Here is a 20,710-nt window from a genome sequence, read left to right as displayed (position 1 = left end):
GATAACAGTGGTCTTATTAAAGTTCATTAAGCGTTATTCAAATATCATGTTTATCTAATTAAAAAACATCGACTTTATTATATTTTAAACTAATATGACCAGTAGCTATTTTAAACATCAAATTAGCTATTGATGTTTTGTGTGGGTTTGTATTTAATCAATAAAAGACCAGGATTTTTTTACTTTATTTATTCAGAGGAGGATATAGTTGCTTATAGTCAAAAAAATAATAGCTTACTTATGTTTGCCTTTTAGAATAAGTACATTGTGGGTTTTCTTGTGTATTGGACTTTTATTTAGTAGTCACGCTAAAGAGAACAGCACGATGCTTAAAGCATTTGAAGCGCCATACCAAGCCTATTATTTATCTTTAACAGCTAACCCTGCTACTGCTTTAGCTCAGCTTGAAGGCACCCCCATCTCTGCAAGTGCCTCTGACATTCAAAAAGCTCAATATTATGGTGTTTTGAGCCAAGCATATTACACCCTTATTTATCCTCAAAAAGCCTTAGACTCTGTTCAACAGGCATTAACTTTTATTGATTCAAATGAACAACCTTGGCTTTATCATCATTTACGTTTATTCGAAGCGCTAGCTTTTGAAATGGTAGGGCAAATAACGCTAGGTGTTGATGGGGTTAAAGAAGCGCTAGAATGGTCTGAAATGAACGATGCAACTTCTATCTACTTGATGGCGTTGTACACACAATCTATTTTTCATACAACGTTAGATGATTTTGCTAGTGCCTTAAAATATGCTCAAAAAGGATACTTAATAGCACCACTTGATACAGGGGCTTATAAGCGCGGTGATTTTGCTATATTACTTGCACAAGTTCATGAAGCGAGAAAAGATTATTTATTAGCTATTCCTTATTATGAGGAAGCTGAAATAGTTTTTCGTGCTAATAAACAACTGAATACTTTAAGTTTAATTTTGTATGGCCTTGGCAGAGCAAATTATTCAGTAGGCAATATCGAATTAGGTCAAAAGAATTTGGAAGAATCGCTTTCTATCTCTAAAGAAATTAATGATACACAAGGCGAGGCATACAGCTTATTACAATTAGCTAACATTAATATTAAGCAAGAAAATTTTTCTCTTGCTCGAATGCAGTTACTTAGCGCGAAAGATATTTTTATTAATGCAAATAATCGTAAGGCTAATATTTCAACAGGAAATTTATTAGCAACTATAGCGTTACAACAAAATAATACTGAAATGGCAGAGTATTATATTCAAGAAGTAGAACAAGAATTAGTAAGAAAAGAGATGCCAGATATTGCTCTTACACTTGATGAAACTCGTTCAACCTTATTGTTTCAGCAAGAAAAATATAAAGAATCTTACGAGTTGCTGAAGTCGGTTTATAGCAAATATAAGAGCCACAGGAACCAACAAAGTTCTGATCAACTACATCAAATTCGTGTTGATTATGATCTTAAATCTCAAGAGTTAGAGAATGATGTGCTTTTAGAGCAAAATTTAAGACAGTCAAATGAAATTAACGCACAAAGAAATAGAAATTTATTCTTGTTAGTTATTGCCATATTAGCTGTAGCTTTTAGTGCGTTAATGGTTATTTTGATTTATCGAAGTATGACTAACCGTCGCAAGCTTGAAATATTAGCAACAACCGATGAATTAACAGGCCTTTACAACAGACGTTATATTTTATCGTATTTGAAAAAGCAAATTTCACAGTCTGAACGTTATAAAAGTGATCTATGCGTAGCTATGATTGATTTAGATTGGTTTAAGAAAATTAATGATAGCTTTGGCCATGCAACGGGTGATCAAGTATTACGTTTATTCGCTAAGCTTTGCACTCAAAATTTACGATCTTCTGATGTTATTGGTCGTATCGGAGGAGAAGAGTTCTTAATTATTTTACCTCATACTGATTGTAGTGATGCTTTAACTGTAATGGAAAAAATCCGTTCGAAGATGATTGATGTAACTAACGAGATGGATATTACGGGTTTAGATGTCACTATTTCTATTGGTTTATCTAAATGGATGGCAGGTGACTTGCCAGAAGATGTGATGCAGTTTGCTGATAATGCTTTATATCAAATTAAAAATAGTGGTCGAAATCAAGTGTTACTTTGGGATCGTGATGCATAGCTTTAAAACTAACAATAAGTGGCTTTACTCTCTTTAACTTAACTTAACTTAACTTAACTTAACTCAATTTAGATTTGATTTTTGTTAACTGTACTTTTATCTTTATCTTCTATTTTCTCCCAACACAGTCATTATATAAATAGACTTGGCTTATTCCCGCTCCTGTATTATTTGTACTGTCTATTCTTACTTTAAACCCTAAACTTAAATCTAAATTATCAATGTTATTCATTTCTATGATGAAAGGTCTTTTATTCTTTAAGTTTATCGAGAGATATTTTTTGGAGGAGGAGGATAGATTGCCAAATTCCTAATCTATAAATTGTAGATTGCTCAACTTGGTATTAGTTGAGTATTACCTAAGGTATGAATCTTAGATAATACTCTTAGGTATGACTTTTAATACTTATTAATGGATATAACTATCAAAGAGCTAATATAATAAACGCCTTCTAACGCAATACTCTTTTTACTGCCTCATCAACCTTTAAATATTCTGTTGATTCAACAAAACCAATTGAAAATGTTTGAGGAGTATCAAGAAATTTTCTTTTATTGCTACGACCAAAACCAAACACTGTCATGTAAGGGCGGCTCACATAATTATCAGGGTATTCATCATCTTCATGGTGCAGTAAATAAAGTACACGCGATTGTTCTTTATCACCAAAAGCAATCCATTCAGGCGAGGGTAGGTCACCTAAAAACGGTTCTTTAATCGGTTGTGGTGTTGGGTTTTGTGAAGCAAACCAAAAGTCTGTTTCATCCATTTTACCACCTGGTACGCCTTCGTATTGTATCCAGTAGTGGTGTCCTGCACTCACTTTGCTCATGGTAAAGTCTAGACGTTCAGGATAAAAATCCCATTGTCCTTGCCATTGACCATTACCTGAAGTGAAAGTAATGCGTACATGCTGTTTCGTTTCTATTTCAACAACAGAGTTAGAAACATCGGTACCTGCATTCATTGCATGAAAGTAGTTACCGTCTTGCTTGTGTATCGCATTAGGAAAACCTCTATATTCACCTTTCCACCCGCTGCCTTTTTCGTTAGTAAAACCAATCCAGTCAATGCCATCTTTATCTATCATACTCGATAAACCACCACCTTCTTTTTCAAGATGATAAGTGGCGCTATCGGTAGTAATAATATAAGTGGAAACATTACCTGCAGATTCATCTATGCCATGGCTTAATGAAACCTGCTCTTTATCAGATACAGAAGTACAGCCAGCATTAAACAAAACAAACAGAGATGCTGTTATAACGATAAAATTCTTATTTAATGTATTTTTAAACATAATTTCCCTATTAGATGCTAAATAGTTGAATTGAATGAAGCGAATGTTAAACCTATTATTTGTCTTAGCTTTTTCAAGCAATTAAGGCTTAACATCCACTTTATTATCAAGCTAACTTAAGCTTTCGCCTTTGCGCCTTTTTTCAATAATATGCCTACGGTTAATATAGACAATGCACATAATAAAAAGACTAATCTGCCCCACATAGGGTTTGGAATAAGCATCATTAAGCTTACACCTACACCCATTAATATCACCATAGAGCCTAACTTCTCTCTTTGTTGGCGGTCATAATCGTCTTGCTCATCATCAGCAATAACTGGCGTTACTATGTCTTTAAAAAACAGATCGGTTTCTTGTTTATGTTCATCATTTTCTTCTTTGTAGAAGAAGGTTGTTGAACAAAAGAAACCAGCGGTTATAACTAAGTGCGCTGCTATAGTCATCATCAAGTTCATATCAATGGATTCACGACGCGTAAATGCGTCTAATCCTAACCAACTCGCCAGCACTTCAGGGGTAAATACGTACAACATAAACCACGAAATAGCTAAACCTAAAGCAACCGTTACCCAAGGAGCCCATTTGGGTGTTTTCTTAATAAACAAACCAAAAATTAAAGGGATAAGTAAAGGGACTTGTATCATGGTTGATACCGACATCATTAGCTCAAACAAGCTTAATTCTTTTAATGATTTAAAGAACAAGGCAACAGCAATAACTAATAAACCACTGATAAAGCTAACTAAACGACTCACTTTGAGTAAATGTTCATCATCAACAATTTTATCTTTCTTTTTAAGTAAAGGCTGATAAATACTACGTACAAAAATACCTGAGTTTTTATTAAGGGCAGAATCCATAGACGACATAGAAGCCGCGAATAATCCTGCTAATAATAAACCAACAGTTCCAACAGGCATCGCATTACGTGTAAAAACTAAATACACAGCATCAGAAGCTTTATTGCCCAGCTGATAATATGCAGAAGCAGCATCAGGATATAAAATTGCTGAAGCCCAAGGCGGTATAAACCAAATAATGCTACCTACACCCATGAGTACCATAGCGAGTAATGCAGCCTTTCTGGCGTTGTCAGAATCTTTAGCGTTTAAAAAACGAAAAGAATCGTTTAGGTTCATAATGGTAATGAGTTGTTTTGCCAAAAAGAACACAAAAGTTCCTATTAACAGCAAGCCATAATTCATATCGGGACCCATAATAAATCCCCCTGGGAAGTTAGTAATTAACTCACCAGGTCCACCGACTTTAACTAAGGCGACTACCGCACAAGCGATGGAAACTACCACCACTACTAAGGTTTGTACAAAGTCTGAAGCGACTACGCCCCAAGCTCCAGAAAGCACAGAAACAAATAATACTGTTAGCCCTGTTAGTACAATCGTCAGTCCAATGTCAGCATCAAAAACAGCACTAGAAAATACACCAAGTGCATTTAACCAAACGCCAGCATTAATGAAGCTGAACACAATAAGTGCCCATGAAAAGAACTGCTCATTTTGACGACCAAAACGTCTTTTTATACCTTCTGTTGGGGTATCAACTCGCATTTGACGAAAACGATGTGCAAAGTAAGCCCAGCCACAAAAATAGGCAAAGGTATTAGCAAAAAACACTAAACTAATCGCAAATCCATCGGTGAAGGCTTTACCTGCCGCACCTGTGAACGTCCATGCTGAAAACTGTGCCATGAAAGCGGTGGAGCCAACCATCCACCATAACATTCTGCCACCACCACGAAAATAATCGCTGGTTGAGTTTTTTGCCATGTTCTTAAAAGCAAACCCAATACCCACAATCAGTAAGAAATACCCCGCAATAACTAAATAATCATAAAACATAGCATTACCTTTATTTTAGGTGACTTACGTCTGTCCAATTATCGTTTTCACGAATTAAATCAATTATTTGTTGGTATTGACTACCTTCTTTGAAGGTAAGGTAAGGTTGAACGTCTTCGCCTTTAATATCGTTAACTAATTCACGAATAAGGTAACGCCAGTTTTGTTCTGTATCGCCTTCAACATCAGGGACGCTGGCGGCTATGTCTGCAGGTAGAGGTACTTCTTGCCACTCTTTATTATCACCATAAATATAAAGAGGACCACTGCCGTAGTGTCCTTTAATGTAAATAGCACCTTTGCTGCCATAAAATACAATATGATCTTCATTGAAACGAGGGTGCAGTCCACCGTGTTTGAACATTACAGACACGGGCTTTTTAGCAAACTCACAATTAAGTTTGGCTAATACTGTGTAAGACCATTCAACATTCGATTCACCCCATTCTAAAGATGGATCGTTAAGATCTTCAGGGATGAAATCACGTCTGTTTTTAAAATTATGCACGCCTTCAACAATCGGTGCTTTACCTAAATCGTCACGTACTTCGCCCATAAGTGACATTATTTCTTCACCAATAACAGAAGTAACAATCGATAATTTATGGGTGAAGTTGTTATTTAAACGACCGCCACCATCTTCTTTTCTGTGTGACCAACCAAACGGAATATCGCGCTCTAAGTTAAAGTGAGAAATACATTCAACTTCTAATGGCTCGCCAATCACGCCTTCGGCAACTAATTGTTTTGCGTGTCTGATATGAGGCATGTAGCGGAAACTAGCAGCGAAAGCCGTTTTAACATTTTTAGCAACGGCTAGGTCTTGAAGCTCTTTCGCTGTTTCGCCACTTTGGGTAAGAGGTTTATCACAAAATACATGGCAGCCAAATTCAATGGCTTGTTTGATTGGCTCAACGTGTGCGCCGCCTGGTGTGGCGATTGATACAACATCTGGCTTACAATCTTTTAGAGCTTGCTGCCAATCTGTTCCTGCATAAGGAATATTTAAATCTTTAGCAACTTGTTGTACAACGCTTGCTGTTCTCCCCACAATACCTACAACTTCAGCTCCAGCATATCTAAACGATTCTGCATGACCTTGTCCCGCAAATCCTGTTCCGCAAATTAATACTTTTATGTTATTTGTCATTTTTATTCCTTGTAAAATTTAGGGTACTACCCAGTTGAATTATAAATATTCACTGGGTGTTAATTATGTCTTTACCAATTCCATAAGGTTCCATCTTCTAAACGGCTTACAGGTAAATAAGAGCGTTTATATGGATACTTAAGTGCAGCTTCTTCATCAAACTCTATGCCTAATCCTGGCGCTTCGCTCATATAAGCCATGCCATTTTCTACGGTGAAGTTATGCTTAAATATTTCTTTAGACTTGTCATTGCCGAACCCTACAAACTCTTGAATGCCAAAGTTTGGTGCCCAAATGTTTAAATGCATATGCGCAGCAAAACAAACAGGGGAAAGATCAGGAGCACCATGTGGAGCAATTTTTACATTGTAGATACTAGCGAAGTCAGCAATTCGTCTTAATGCTGTAATACCACCTGCATGAGTTGCTGCTACTCGAATGTAATCAATTAATTGGTTTTGGATTAAATCTTTACAATCCCAAATGGTGTTGTACGTTTCGCCAATAGCGAGTGGGGTGGTTGTGTGTTGTCTAATAACTTTGTAGCTGTCTTGATTTTCAGCGATGGAGGCATCTTCTAAAAAGAGTAAACTAAACTCTTCCATTAATTTACCTAATCTTGCTGATTCAATAGGCGTTAAACGACTATGAACGTCGTGTAAAAACTCAACTTCGTTACCAAATCTTGCTCTCGCTTGTCGCATAAGATCAACAATGGAATTGAAATACTTTTGTGTAGACCATTCATCTTCTGGAGGTAAAGGACGGTTGCCTTGTAATTCAAAATAATCTTTTTTGTCACCTAAAACACCGTAGGTAACTTTTAAGCCTGGAATAGCTGATTGTAATCTTACGGCTTTAAAACCTTGGTCAACATGCTCTTGCACTTTATCTAAGGTGTCATTAATACTTTCACCATTAGCATGGGCATATAAAGTAACGCCTCTACGGCTTTTTCCACCGAGTAGTTGATAAACAGGTAAACCTGCTATTTTGCCTTTTATGTCCCATAACGCCATATCAATTGCAGCGATAGACGCCATAGTGATAGGACCTTTACGCCAGTAAACGCCTTTGTACAAGTACTGCCAAATGTCTTCAATCTCACTTGGGTCTCTACCAATTAAACAAGGTACAACGTGCTCTTCTAAATACGTAACAACCGCCATTTCACGACCGTTCAACGTAGCATCGCCTATCCCGTAAGTGCCTTCGTCTGTTATAACTTTAACTGTAACGAAGTTCCTTCCTGGACTGCATACAGTGACTTTAATCTCTTTAATTTTCAACTTGATGCCTCACTTTTAAAATAAAGACCATAAATATTTGATAAACCGTTTTAGTTGAATAACTTATCATAATGCTTCACTATGTCAATATCCTCACTTTTAATCATTATTTAACAATAAAAACCTGGTAAATAAACGTGATAAAAATAAAAATAACTGATGTTGCGCAACGCGCTGGTGTGTCAAAAAGCACAGTGTCTCAATATTTAAATGGTCGTTTTGAGTATATGTCTAAAGAGACAAAAAAGCGCGTCAAAGCAGCAGTTGATGACTTAAACTATATTCCAAACCCTATTGCAAGAAGCCTTAAAACTGATAAAACAAAAATGATCGGTGTGATCGTGCGAGATATAACGGGTTACGACACAAGTCGCTTTATTCGTGGGATACATGATTATTGTAAAACCAGCGAATATAACGCATTAATTTACAATACTGACTTCGATCCTGAAATTGAAGCTAAGTCATTACACGCATTAAATCAGTTAAGAGTTGAAGGTATGTTGATTGCCTCTTCAGGCAAAAATACGTCAATTATTACAGGCTTTATTGAAGCGGGTATGCAAATTGTACAGTTTCAGATTGAGCATGACGGTAACGAAAAAAATATTGTTATTTGTGATTACCGACAAGCAGCTTTTGAAGCGACTGAATATTTGATTAAGCTAGGTCATAAAAGAATAGGTTTTGTGACTCAAGATTTTCAAGACATAAAATCAAGACGAGAACGTTACTTAGGTTATGTTGAAGCTCATGAAAGATATAACATTCCACTTGATAAACAATTAACTAAATACTGGGATAGAGAAACGGGCTTTGAAGAGTCGTTTATGGACATTTTAGATCCAAGTGTTTTACCCACTGCATTTTTTACTCAGCAATTAGATATTTCTACCGAGCTGTTAACTATTTTCAAAGAAAATCATATATCCATTCCTGATGATGTTTCATTGTTAGCATTTGAAGAAATACCCAATGCAGAGTTTTTCCAAGTACCTATCTCTGTTGTAAAACAGGAATCCCATAAGTTAGGTTACGAAGCGGCTAAGTTATTAATAGAAAATATTAAGTCTAAAAATAAAGCACCTAATCGAATTACCATTCCTTGTACTTTAGCCACAAGAGATTCTTGTATAGAGGTATAAAATTACTATGGTTTAGAAGATCAATGAATCTTGGTTTTCTAAATCACACTTCAATAAAATATTATGTTTATATTCTAACCACTTAAATAGTAAATAAATTAATACAAAATTTTTTTATCTTTTAATCAACATCGTTAACTTAATAATTTATAATAATAAAAACGGACGCTATTGATAACAGATGTGTAACCATTTTTCTTTGGTCAATGTTATAAAGTAAGAACGTTACTCCTTAATAAAACAATAGTTTAATGCAGTTCACGGGATAGAATGAAATTAACACTTATCAATAAGCTTTTTAGAATGCGTTTGCACATCTGCGCAACCTTGTTAGCTATATTAAGCCCATCAATATTTGCTGCAGAAGAAATAAGTTTAGAAGATAAAGAACGTATAATAGAAATAATTTCAGTAAGTGGTATTCGCCAAAGCTTACAAACAGGTATTGATCTTAAAAGAGCTGATTCGCGCATTATTGATGCTGTTGTTGCCGAAGATATTGGCAAACTACCCGATAATAATATTGCTGAAGCACTTCAACGTATTACGGGTGTTTCAATAAACCGAGAGTTTGGCGTAGGTTCAGAAGTTTCAATTCGAGGTCTTTCTCAAAACCGTGTAGAGCTCAATGGTCGCTCTACCTTGGGCGATGGTCGAAAAGGCGTAAACTTCCAAGATTTCCCATCTTACTTTTTATCTGAAGTTGAAGTGATTAAATCACCGACGCCTGAGATGATAGAAGGGGCATTGGGTGGAACAATTAATCTAAAAACTCAGCAACCACTTCAACTAAGAAAATATTTTGGCCTGATTTCTTTAAAAGGCGAATATACAGATAACTCTGAAAAGACAGGTCCTATTTTTCATGCAACCTTTGGTGATAAATGGAAGTTAGATGCCGGTGGTAATATTGGTATGTTAGGGAGTTTTACTTACCAAGATCGTGAATTAATTCAACATGAATCCCGTGTCGGTTTGAACGCAAATACCTTAAATGTTAATAACCCTAATGTAGACCCTGCTGAGGTTTATGTTATTCCTGTTGATTACACTTATTTTCCTCAATTAGATCGTCGCGAACGCTCTGCGGGTAATATGATGTTTCAATGGGAACCCGAATCTAAAAATGTTGAAATTTACTTAGACGCTACCTTTACTAAACGTGAAGGTAATAACCAGACATACACACCTACCACTTTACTGCATTCGCCTTTTAGTAATGAGGCTGAAAAAAATGCTGATTTCTCTATTGAGGATAAAAAACAGTTAAATAGCTATTATGATTCTGATGTTGTATTTGAAAATGGTACTAGTTCGTCATTCCGAGCGACAGACTCGTTAGGTTTTGCTTTTGGCGGTAGCTGGATCATGACCAACAATATTGATATTTCAGGTGAAATAAACTTCGTTTCATCAACATCATCTGAGCCTTACTACGACATGCGATTTTTTGCTATAGACCCTGTAGCAGAAGCTGCTAACCCGTTAGCCAGTAATTATTTGTTAAATGGTGTTACGTATTACAGCGATAATAAGAATCCGCCTTCGGTATTACTAGATGATCCAAATACATTTACCAATCGTGACAATTGGGCATTAGGTAGTTATGACGTAAGAGATAATGCTATTGATAATAATGAAACAGCGACGCGTTTTGATTTAACCTATTATGAACCTTTTTTAGAAATGGCTGCGATAACGTCTTTAGATACAGGTTTACGTTTTACTACCAGCAGTTTTAAAAAATCACAAAATAGTTTCAAGTTAGCTAATTTGCATACATCTTTAACTCGAAACGGTGAAAATATTTTACTGACTATGAATGATTTTCCTGAAAATAGTATCAAAGATTATAGTTTTGATGCTTTTCCTGGTAACAACCAAGTGTATGATTTATCTCGCTTTGCTATGTTTGATAATGATATTTTACAAAAAGCAGGTAAAACTACAGAAATCCTTAATAACTTGTTAGTGGGAACTAATGTAGGTTCAGACAGTGAAACAAGTTTTAATTATGATGAGTATGCAGTAGTAGATGAAGAAACGTTGGCTGCTTATCTGCAGTTCAATATCGATACCAAAATTGCGGGTTATCCATTAAGGTCAATTGTTGGTGGTCGTTATGTTTACACAAATCTTAGCGTAGAATCTTACGAGACAGATGACGAGGGTAATAATATCTTAGTTCGTACTCAAAGAGATTATAGCGATTTTTTGCCTAGCCTCAACATCACTCTAGAATTGAGTAAAAAAACTTTAGTACGTTTTGCTGCTGCTAACGTCATGCGCAGAGCTGAGTTTTTAGAGTTAAGTCCTTCTTATGTTGTAAGTAATGATAGTACAACAGCCTCGCACGGTAATCCTTACTTAAACCCTTATCGAGCAACTCAGTTTGATGTTTCTGTAGAGCAATATTGGGGTAAGGGCAATATGTTATCGGGTGCTATTTTTTATAAAGACGTTAAATCTTTTTTAAAAACTGAAGAAGAATGCTGGAATAACCCCGATTATGTTGCTGTATCAAGCGAAGTCAACCGTGAAGATATGTGTTATTTAGATGGTAGAACAGGGCAACCAACTGCGACATCTGATTTAGCTGAGCTTGGCTTAACAACAACTTATGACTCGAATGGGGAAGGTGGAAAAGTGCAAGGTATAGAGATCAGTTATCAGCAATTACTTAAATATGGTTTAGGTACGTCATTTAACTACACTTATGCTGATAGCGAAGATCCAGATGATATACCATTATTAGATATTTCAAAAAACACTGTAAATGCAGCTATTTTTTATGAAAAAAATGGTATTAGTACACGTTTTGCATATACCTACAGAAGCCGATTTTTAGAAGATGATAATGAATCTCGCCTGCAACGAGTAGGTCAACTTGGCACCATTAATGGTGAAAATGATCCAACTGTTAGACAATCATTCAGAGAGCCCATTAAACAACTTGATTGGTCTGCTTCTTACGATTTTAGCGAGGGAGTCCGTTTACAAATGGATATTGTTAATTTATTAAAAGAACCAACACGTGATTCCACATACTTAGGTTCTGTATACCAAATACGCCAAGCGGATCGCCGATTTTCGGTCGGTGTACGGTATATGTATTAGGCCTAATGTTTTATTTATTCTGAAACCGTGGTACCTGAGACTTACTTCTAAATGAATTAAAAAAAAGTGTATTAAATCAATAGCATATTTACTTTATACACTTTTAACTTTTAATATCAAAATTGAATTCATCCTACTAACTTAAGTCTTAAGACTTAATAATTAACTCTATCCCTAAACCTCTTAAATACTCAGCTTCATAAAATAACTCAGTATCTACAATAGGGTGTTCAACTAACCATTCATTATCAAGAAATAGCGTTAATGTGTACTCCGATGCTTCAACGAGTAATGTATATGATTCATTTATATGGCGTTGTTGAGTCAGTAAAATACTTAAACGTACAATAATACATAGCTTCTCTAATTTCTTCGGATCGAGTAAATACCATTGAAAGTTGCTTATATCGTTTATCTTTTTGCGCTGACCATCTACTAACCAAGCTAAAGCTTGTTGTTGCTCTTGGTTGAAGCCTGGTAAGTCGGCATGGGCAAGTATATAAGCACCATGTTTATGATAACCTGAAGGGTTTATGTCTAAACCAATCTCATGCAAACGCATTGTTGCTCTAAGTAGCTCTTTGTACACATTCTTATTGATATTCCACGGCGCTTTTACTTGGTCGAAAATATTAAGGGCTTGCTCTTTCGCTGTGTCGGTATAGCTTTCATCAATATTAAAACGCTTCATTAAGCTATTAATCGTTCTATTACGGGTATTGGCTGTTTCATTCGAGTTATCTAATTGCTCAAATAAAACACCTTCTCGAAGCGCGTATTCACAATGACTAAATTCTTTTATTTCTAAGGTTTCCATCAAGGCAATAGCAATAGCTACACCCGCACATATAACGGGAATTCTGTTGTCTTTTAATCCTTTAATATCGATGCTTTTAATTGTATTACATTGAATAAGCTCTTTTTTAAGCTCGTTAATTTGTTTTAACGTAACAGGCTGAGGAATGTTTTCGTTATGATTTATAGCTTTGTAAATTGCTTTTAGCGTTCCTGATGTACCTACAATTTCTTGCCAAGGATGTTTTTTGAAACGTTTTACAATAGAGTCAATTTCGCGTTTTGCACCTTTGATCGCTTTTTTAAATGTAACGTCGGTTATAAAACCGTCATGAAAATACTGTTTAGTAAAACTGACACAACCCATATTTAAACTGGCTAGTACTGAAACTTCGTTGTCTTTACCGATAATACATTCGGTACTACCACCACCAATATCAATAACCAAACGGGTGTTTTTAGAATGTGTAAAATTACTGACTGCCTGATAAATAAGGCGAGCTTCTTCATGACCAGAAATAATTTCTATATCGAAAGGGAATACTTTGGCCGCTTCTTTTAAGAATTGTTGAGAATTGGTCGCTTCGCGCAGGGTAAAGGTAGCTACAGCTCTAAAATTATCTTTTGTTAAATGCTCGGTTGCAGAGGCTAGGTTGGCTAATATATTCACGCCACGTTCTATGGCTTCTAAAGACAATGTCTTATCTTTTGAAAGACCATCAGCAAGTCTTGCTTGGTATTTTTCGGTGTGAAGTATTTGAATGTGGTTATCAATGCTGCGAGCAAGCACAAAGTGAAAGCTATTAGAACCAATGTCTAATGCCGCTAAATAGTTGTCTGCTGTATTATTTAACGTCGGTTCGGTTGTCGTCATAGTGTGTAAATTAACTTAAGTGGATTTCATATCTTCTATCATCATAATATCATTTTTTTCTTCTGTAACTAAAAATTCATGTATCGCGAGTTGAGATCTGATTTTAGTTTTACTGTTATTGGTTACATATTTATTACTATTGTTTTTATCGATAATACGGGCCTTAACATTGTCTTTAAAATGTAGCTCAATAATATGTATGATGCGTTTTTTTAAGGTTTCATCATAAATAGGGCAGCCCACTTCAACACGGTGATCAATGTTACGCTCCATCCAATCGCCAGAAGTAATAAAAACCAGTTTTTCGCCTTGATTATGAAAGATCATAACGCGTGGATGTTCTAAGTAAGAATCCACAATAGAAATAACTTTAATATTGGTACTTTGATCTTTAACGCCCGGAATTAATGAACACATGCCACGTACAATTAATCTGATTTTCACACCTGCTTGGCTTGCCGCATAAAGTTTGTTAATTAGGCTTTTATCAACCAAGTTGTTAAGTTTTAGTGTGATTTCAGCTTTTTTATTATCTTTCGCTGTTTGTATCTCATTTTCAATTAATTGATTTAATCGTCTTCTCGACGTTAACGGCGAAACAATCAGGTGATTAAAGCGGAAGCGTTTATAGCTGTGTGAAATAAACGAAAATACGTTATCTACTTCTTGGCAAATATCTTTATGCTTGGTAAATAGTGCGAAATCGGTATAAACCCTCGCATTACTTTCATGGAAGTTACCTGTACCTATGTGAGCATATTTTACTAATTTCTCGTTTTCTAGTCGGGTAATGATACAAAGCTTAGAATGTACCTTTAGGGTTTCAATGCCAAATTCAACATGAATACCTGCATCTTTCATTAATTTTGCCCAGCCTATATTAGCTTCTTCATCGAAACGTGCTTTTAGCTCAACTACCACAGTCACTTTTTTACCATTTTTTACGGCTTCGATTAGTGATTGAATAATTCTTGAGTTTTTAGCGACACGATAAATGTTAATTTTAACTTCTCTGACTAATGGATCGTAAGAAGCTTGGCGTACAAATTCAGTGAAGTGTCTAAATTTGTGATACGGATAATAAAGTAATATATCGTTTTGGCTTATCGCATCAAATACGGATGGAAAAGCACTAAAGCGTTGAGAGTCTAGAGCTTTGAGTTTCTCTCTTTCTAATTCTTTATCACCTAGGTTTGGAAATTTAATAAAGTCTTTAAAATGACGATAACGCACACCTGGAACTAAATTGTCGAGTTCTCTTATTTTTAGTGACTTACGCAAGAAATGCAGCATATAAGCAGGCATTTTCTCATCGTGAACCAGTCTTACTAAATCAGCTTTTAAACGCTGTTTTATGCCTTTAGACATTTGGTTGAGTAGGCTTTCGTCTAGCTCATCCGTTAGATTGTATTCGGCATCTCGTGTGAGCTTCATTGAATAAGCATCGATACTGTCGTATTCAAATACGCCGTTGAAAAGCCGATCAATAAAGAAGAGTACAATGTCATCTAGCAGTACAACTTGCTTATCTTGGTTCTCTGAAATAGCAGGTAAAATGATAAAACGATCAATGTCGTAACGAGGAATTTCCACCAAACAAAATTGATTACCTTCACCTTTATTAAGAGAGACTAAAAAATAGATAGCATCGTCATCTATACAAGAAGATAACTGGGTTTTACTGTTAATAATAATGGGGGTTATGTGACGAATAATACGATTATCAAAATATTCGTTTAACCATTCTTTTTGAGCGGAAGATAACTTGTTTTTAAAAACACTATTGGTGGGATCATTAAAGATAATATTAATGCGTTTCTTTTTAATTTCGTCAAATATATTGTCCGCTTCACTTTTAAAGCGTGCCGTTAACTCATTAACTTTATTAATAATATTACTGTGTAAGGTATTCCATTCGTTTGTTGTGCTTTCTTGAGCTGTTTCTAAAATAGCGCTACGACGAATATTGGCGACACGTACTCGAAAAAATTCATCTAAATTGGCAGAATATATACCTAAAAAACGGATCCTATCAACAATAGGCACCGTCTCATCTGCGGCTTCTTGCAGCACTCTTTCGTTAAAAGATAGCCAACTTAGTTCTTTATCAAAATATGTCGTCATATCGCTCATTTCTATCGTAATACATCAATAACACAAAACATGAGTATAGGGAGTTCTTGTTACTGATTTATTACGATATTTACTCAAAATATGTTGTCGTGAATTTGTTAAAATATAATGAATTTGATTGTCTAGGGGTTAGCGAGTTACATCAACCATAAGATCGTCGGCTAAGCTTTCAATCGCGTCGGTTAAGTTATCGATTTGTTCTGAAGCTACAGATACAGTCACTTTGGCTTTAAATAGTTCTTGCCCACTATGAGGTGCTGTTTCAGTATCGCTCACGACTTTAATTAAGTTACCACCTTGTTTATGAATAATAGATGATACTTCTTGGATAATGCCTTCACGATCGTTTGCTGTAAGCTCTAAAACAATACTTGGTTGAGCTAGGTTTAGTCCGTTGTCGCTTACTTTAATATTACTTTCTAAGCCTTCAATTTCATTAAGCGCATTAATCAGTGCTTGGCTTTTAGATGCTTCAACAGCCACTTCGATAGCACCCGTAAAATAACCTGACATGTGATTCAAACTACTGCTTTGCCAGTTACCATTATGTTGACGGACAACATTTGAAATTGTGTCTACTAATCCAGGACGGTCTAAGCTTATAAAAGAAATGATTAAATTTTTCATGTTGTTTCCTTGTTTTTCAGGATTTTTTTAATGTTATAAGGGAGAGTTATGTTTATTTTTATGTATTAAATTATTCGTGTAAATAACTTAATTCTGATAATTCTTTGTTGAGTTGTTTACTATCACCCAGATTCAATTCTATGAGGCGACGTAAAATAGAAATACTGTCGAGATCGATAGCATTACAATCTAAGCCTATTTCTATGTTTTCTTCTTGGTTATGTACATGTACTACAGTAACTTTCATTGTGATTTGCGAGTTGTCATCAAGTGCAAACTGTAATACACCTGTTTGGTTTGCCTGTGGGGAATTAACTGCACTACATTTTATTAATGCACCAGATATAGAAATATCATGAAGTGAAACGGGTTGCTCTATTTCATCTATTGTTAACTTGGCATCGAGCGAAAACAATATACGTGTGAATGTTCGTCTATTTTCCATTGCGTTACTCAAAAGAATTTCTTTATAACTTTAGCATAGACTTTTTGTCTTAATTTGGAAATAGAATAAGCAAATATATATTTGTTATTAAGTTAGGTGAGGGCGACTGTAATTGATTGATTTGAAATATTAAAACATCAAAGAGTAACTGAATGATTAAAAGCTTTGATTAATACTAGGGGCTGTTGATATTTCAGGATTAAATTTCATGCAATTTAAAACGGATTTAATCGCGATGTGAACAAGTATCACTAATATGCAGGCAATAAAAAAGGCACATTATTATGTGCCTTCTTAAAATCTAATTTAGGTTGAATGACCGAGTCATTAGCCTATTTTTTTGTACTTAATTCTATGAGGTTCCATTGCTGCAGAACCTAATGTTTTCTTCAACCATGCATCGTATTCCGTAAAGTTACCTTCGAAGAAGTTAACTTTACCTTCATCACGATAATCAAGAATATGTGTTGCGATTCTATCTAAGAACCAACGGTCATGTGAAATAACCATAACACAACCTGGAAATTCTAATATCGCTTCTTCTAAAGCACGTAATGTTTCAACATCTAAATCATTGGTTGGTTCATCAAGTAATAATAAGTTACCACCTACTTTAACTAATTTCGCTAAATGGACACGGTTACGCTCACCACCAGATAAGTCTTTAATAATTTTTTGTTGGTCGTTACCTTTAAAGTTAAATCGACTACAGTAAGCTCTTGATGGAATTTGGTAAGTACCTATTTCTATCATATCGGTACCTTCCGATATTTCTTGAAAAACAGTATTATTTTCGCCCATGTTATCTCTAAACTGATCAACACTTGCAAGTTTTACTGTGTCACCTAATTCAGCAGAGCCACTGTTGGCTTCTTCTGCGCCTGATAATATTTTAAATAGAGTTGATTTACCTGCGCCGTTGGCACCAATAATACCTACAATAGCGCCTTTAGGAACGCTAAAGCTTAAGTCATCAATCAGTACTCTATCGCCAAAAGATTTAGTTAAGTTTTTAACGTCTAAAACTTTGTCACCTAAACGAGGCCCAGGTGGAATGTAAAGCTCGTTAGTTTCATTACGTTTTTGAGATTCTTGGCTATTTAATTTTTCAAACTCAGCCATACGTGCCTTACTTTTAGTTTGACGCGCTTTAGGGTTTGAACGAACCCATTCCAGTTCTTGTTTTATTGTTTTTTGTAATGCGCTTTCCGCTTTACTTTCTTGCGCTAAGCGTGCATCTTTTTGTTCTAACCAAGAAGAGTAGTTACCTTCCCATGGAATACCGTAACCTCTATCTAGCTCTAAAATCCAACCAGCAACATTATCTAAGAAGTATCTATCATGGGTAATCGCTACAACCGTACCTGGATATTCATGTAAGAAGCGTTCTAACCAAGCAACTGATTCAGCATCCAAATGGTTGGTTGGTTCATCTAGTAATAACATGTCTGGTTTTTGTAATAGTAAGTGACATAAAGCCACACGACGACGTTCACCACCACTTAGTACAGCAATTTTTTGATCCCACTCAGGTAATCTAAGTGCATCAGCTGCGCGTTCTAAAACGTTATCTATATTATGACCGTCTTGGCTGTTGATGATGTCTTCTAACTGTCCTTGTTCTTTAGCTAGGGCATCAAAGTCAGCACCTTCTTCAGCGTATTCGTTGTACACTTGATCTAAACGCGCCATAGCGTCTTTTACTTCAGAAACAGCTTCTTCAACTACTTCACGAACTGTTTTGTTTTCATCTAATTGTGGCTCTTGCGGTAAGTAACCAATGTTAGTGCCGGCAAGTGCGCTCGCTTCACCTTCAAACTCTTTATCTATACCTGCCATAATTCGCAGTAAAGTCGATTTACCAGAGCCGTTTAGACCTAAAACACCAATTTTAGCGCCAGGGAAAAATGATAAAGAAATGTCTTTTAAAATAGTACGCTTTGGAGGAACCACTTTAGAAACGCGGTTCATCGAGAAAATAAACTTATCTGGTAATGCCATGAAAAACCTTTTATTAAAGTTAAAAGTGAGTGAAACAAACATCAACTCATTTTCACGAGTTTTGTTATTAATGTTAAGTGGGCTTATTTTAGGTTAATACGCCTGTGTTTAGCAAATAGGATTGTGTGTCTTATTGTTTAGTTTTTACTTTTGATAATGAGGTTGTTGGGATCATTAGGTTATTTATCAAACTTTAGGCAGTAGGTCATCTGACAGACTTAATTTTGAGTTTCTTTCTATTTGCGCCCTTTAATGGTGCGATCGTTTGGTGCATTCAATTAATTACTCTCCTGAATATCCAGTATTATTGTTAAATATTCGTACTGGAGAGGCTTAGATATAAGTTGAAAGCATATGGATAATCTCTTTAAATTCAATGGTTTTGTGTGTTTTTGTGGTTTTATATAACAGTATTCATATCGTGTTACAGATAATGGCATATATAGTGCTATTACCTTGATAGTAATTAAAGCTATTAGCTCGTCATATCGATTCAAGGTTTACTATGATTATAAATCACAGCGCATCAACGTTTAAAAAACCCATTTTAGTGATCATCGGAAACGGGATGGCTACAGGGCGTTTATTAGATGAAATATTAAGTCGCACACCTGATAAGTTCGATATCAAAGTTATCGGTAAAGAACCTTTTGGTAGCTACAACCGAATTATGTTGTCGTCGGTATTAGCGGGTGAAACAAATGTTGATGGAATTATTCAAAAAACTCCGCAGTGGTATAAAGATAATTCAATTGAATTTTTGAGTGATACCTTTGTTTCTTATATTGATAGTGTTAATAAAAACCTCGCTTTACAAAATAATCAAATACCTGAAGTAGAGCAGTTAATGCCATACGATAAATTGGTGATAGCGGTAGGTTCTAGATCAGCAAAAATTCCAGCGAAGAATCAAGATATTAAAGGGATTTTTAATTTCAGAGATATAAAAGACACTGAAAAGATTCAAGCCTTTACCAATCAAGATGCAAATGCTCCAAGCCAAGAAAAAAATGCCTTAGTAGTTGGCGGTGGCTTGTTAGGTTTAGAAGCGGCTTACGGATTAGCTATTAGTGGCGTTAATGTAACTTTAGTTCATCGTAATCACTGGCTGTTAAATCGTCAGCTCGATGAAGTGTCAGGTACTATGTTGAAAAATATTATGTCGGCTAAAAATATTAATTTTGTTTTGGGTTGTGAGGTTGTTGAATTTACTCATACTACGAATGACGCGGGCGAAAAATTATTGTCAGGTGCGACATTAACAAACGGTAAAACTTTACCTGCGCAAATGTGTGTTATTGCTACGGGTATTACACCGAATAAAGAGTTAGCCACTAGCGCTGATATTGAAGTTAAACGTGCCATTATTGTTAACGATTATATGCAAACCAGTAATGAACATATTAGTGCGTTAGGTGAATGTTGCCAGCATAAAAATTCAACATTCGGTTTAGTTGACCCTATTTGGAGCCAATGTAAAACCTTAGCTGAGCGTTTATGTAATGGGCATTTATCTGCTTTTGCTAATGCACCTGTTCCTACAAAATTGAAAGTATCAGGTGTGCAATTATTCTCTGCTGGCGTAGTAGAGTCTTCTGACACAACTCAAACCTTTGTACTTACCGATAAAAAATCATTTATTTATAGAAAAATCATTGTTGAGAATGACGTTATTGTTGGCGTATTACTCTTTGGGAATGTCAGTTCAGGTATGGCGTATTTCGACATGATGCTTAACAAAAAGAAAGTCTCACATGCTATGCCCAACTTAGTAATGGGGCATGAGTTTATGCCTGCTGCAGTTAAAGACAATATTATTATCGCAGCCTAATTTTTTATAAAG

Annotated in this window: 13 protein-coding genes; 4 read left to right on the top strand and 9 right to left on the bottom strand. The window is 35.5% G+C overall.

Going from position 1 to position 20,710, the window contains the following annotated elements:
• Positions 1–325 precede the first annotated feature (325 nt).
• Positions 326–2,128 carry a diguanylate cyclase gene (locus ACPUVN_RS10255; RefSeq protein WP_426360415.1) on the top strand — a complete coding sequence of 601 codons (1,803 nt, stop codon included), beginning with the start codon at positions 326–328 and terminating at the stop codon, positions 2,126–2,128.
• A 452-nt stretch (positions 2,129–2,580) separates the two neighbouring features.
• On the opposite strand, the gene ACPUVN_RS10250 is transcribed toward ACPUVN_RS10255, so the two are convergent.
• The 4 genes from ACPUVN_RS10250 to manD all read right to left on the bottom strand — a co-directional run bounded on the left by ACPUVN_RS10250 (position 2,581) and on the right by manD (position 7,730).
• Positions 2,581–3,429 (bottom strand): hypothetical protein, encoded by an 849-nt coding sequence (locus tag ACPUVN_RS10250; RefSeq protein ID WP_426369033.1) that lies wholly within the window; start codon positions 3,427–3,429, stop codon positions 2,581–2,583.
• A 116-nt stretch (positions 3,430–3,545) separates the two neighbouring features.
• The gene (locus ACPUVN_RS10245; RefSeq protein ID WP_426360417.1) at positions 3,546–5,291 is read right to left on the bottom strand and encodes a sodium:solute symporter family transporter; all 1,746 of its coding nucleotides are present in this window, start codon (positions 5,289–5,291) and stop codon (positions 3,546–3,548) included.
• Between the two features lie 10 nt (positions 5,292–5,301).
• Entirely contained in the window at positions 5,302–6,441 is a 1,140-nt protein-coding gene (locus ACPUVN_RS10240) for a Gfo/Idh/MocA family protein (protein ID WP_426369032.1), read from the bottom strand.
• A gap of 71 nt (positions 6,442–6,512) precedes the next feature.
• Positions 6,513–7,730 (bottom strand): D-mannonate dehydratase ManD, encoded by a 1,218-nt coding sequence (gene manD, locus ACPUVN_RS10235; RefSeq protein ID WP_426369031.1) that lies wholly within the window; start codon positions 7,728–7,730, stop codon positions 6,513–6,515.
• A 137-nt stretch (positions 7,731–7,867) separates the two neighbouring features.
• On the opposite strand from manD, the gene ACPUVN_RS10230 reads away from it, so the two are divergent.
• Complete coding sequence (locus ACPUVN_RS10230) at positions 7,868–8,875, top strand: LacI family DNA-binding transcriptional regulator (protein ID WP_426360420.1); 1,008 nt, start codon at positions 7,868–7,870, stop codon at positions 8,873–8,875.
• Between the two features lie 270 nt (positions 8,876–9,145).
• A complete protein-coding gene (locus ACPUVN_RS10225; RefSeq protein WP_426369030.1) occupies positions 9,146–11,992 on the top strand; it encodes a TonB-dependent receptor in 2,847 nt (948 codons plus the stop codon).
• Between the two features lie 148 nt (positions 11,993–12,140).
• Here the strand turns inward: ACPUVN_RS10225 and ACPUVN_RS10220 are convergent, their stop codons facing one another.
• From ACPUVN_RS10220 to ettA, 5 genes are all read right to left on the bottom strand, one after another.
• Positions 12,141–13,661, bottom strand: coding sequence for an exopolyphosphatase (locus tag ACPUVN_RS10220; RefSeq protein WP_426369029.1), 1,521 nt, complete (start codon positions 13,659–13,661; stop codon positions 12,141–12,143).
• A 15-nt stretch (positions 13,662–13,676) separates the two neighbouring features.
• Positions 13,677–15,794 carry a polyphosphate kinase 1 gene (ppk1, locus tag ACPUVN_RS10215; RefSeq protein WP_426360423.1) on the bottom strand — a complete coding sequence of 706 codons (2,118 nt, stop codon included), beginning with the start codon at positions 15,792–15,794 and terminating at the stop codon, positions 13,677–13,679.
• A 129-nt stretch (positions 15,795–15,923) separates the two neighbouring features.
• Positions 15,924–16,421: a glycine cleavage system protein R gene (locus ACPUVN_RS10210; protein ID WP_426360424.1), complete on the bottom strand. Its 498-nt coding sequence runs from the start codon at positions 16,419–16,421 to the stop codon at positions 15,924–15,926.
• 70 nt (positions 16,422–16,491) lie between these two features.
• Positions 16,492–16,878 carry a PilZ domain-containing protein gene (locus tag ACPUVN_RS10205; protein WP_426360425.1) on the bottom strand — a complete coding sequence of 129 codons (387 nt, stop codon included), beginning with the start codon at positions 16,876–16,878 and terminating at the stop codon, positions 16,492–16,494.
• Positions 16,879–17,193: 315 nt separating this feature from the next.
• Positions 17,194–18,867, bottom strand: coding sequence for an energy-dependent translational throttle protein EttA (ettA, locus tag ACPUVN_RS10200; protein WP_426360426.1), 1,674 nt, complete (start codon positions 18,865–18,867; stop codon positions 17,194–17,196).
• A gap of 505 nt (positions 18,868–19,372) precedes the next feature.
• Between ettA and ACPUVN_RS10195 the strand changes: the two genes are divergently transcribed.
• Positions 19,373–20,698, top strand: coding sequence for an NAD(P)/FAD-dependent oxidoreductase (locus tag ACPUVN_RS10195; RefSeq protein ID WP_426360427.1), 1,326 nt, complete (start codon positions 19,373–19,375; stop codon positions 20,696–20,698).
• The last annotated feature ends 12 nt before the right edge of the window (positions 20,699–20,710 follow it).

Origin of the sequence: Pseudocolwellia antarctica (assembly GCF_049933045.1) — a bacterium.
GTDB lineage: Bacteria > Pseudomonadota > Gammaproteobacteria > Enterobacterales > Alteromonadaceae > Pseudocolwellia.
The sequence above is the reverse complement of the archived record's forward strand: the minus strand, read 5'-3'. Positions and strand labels throughout refer to the sequence as shown.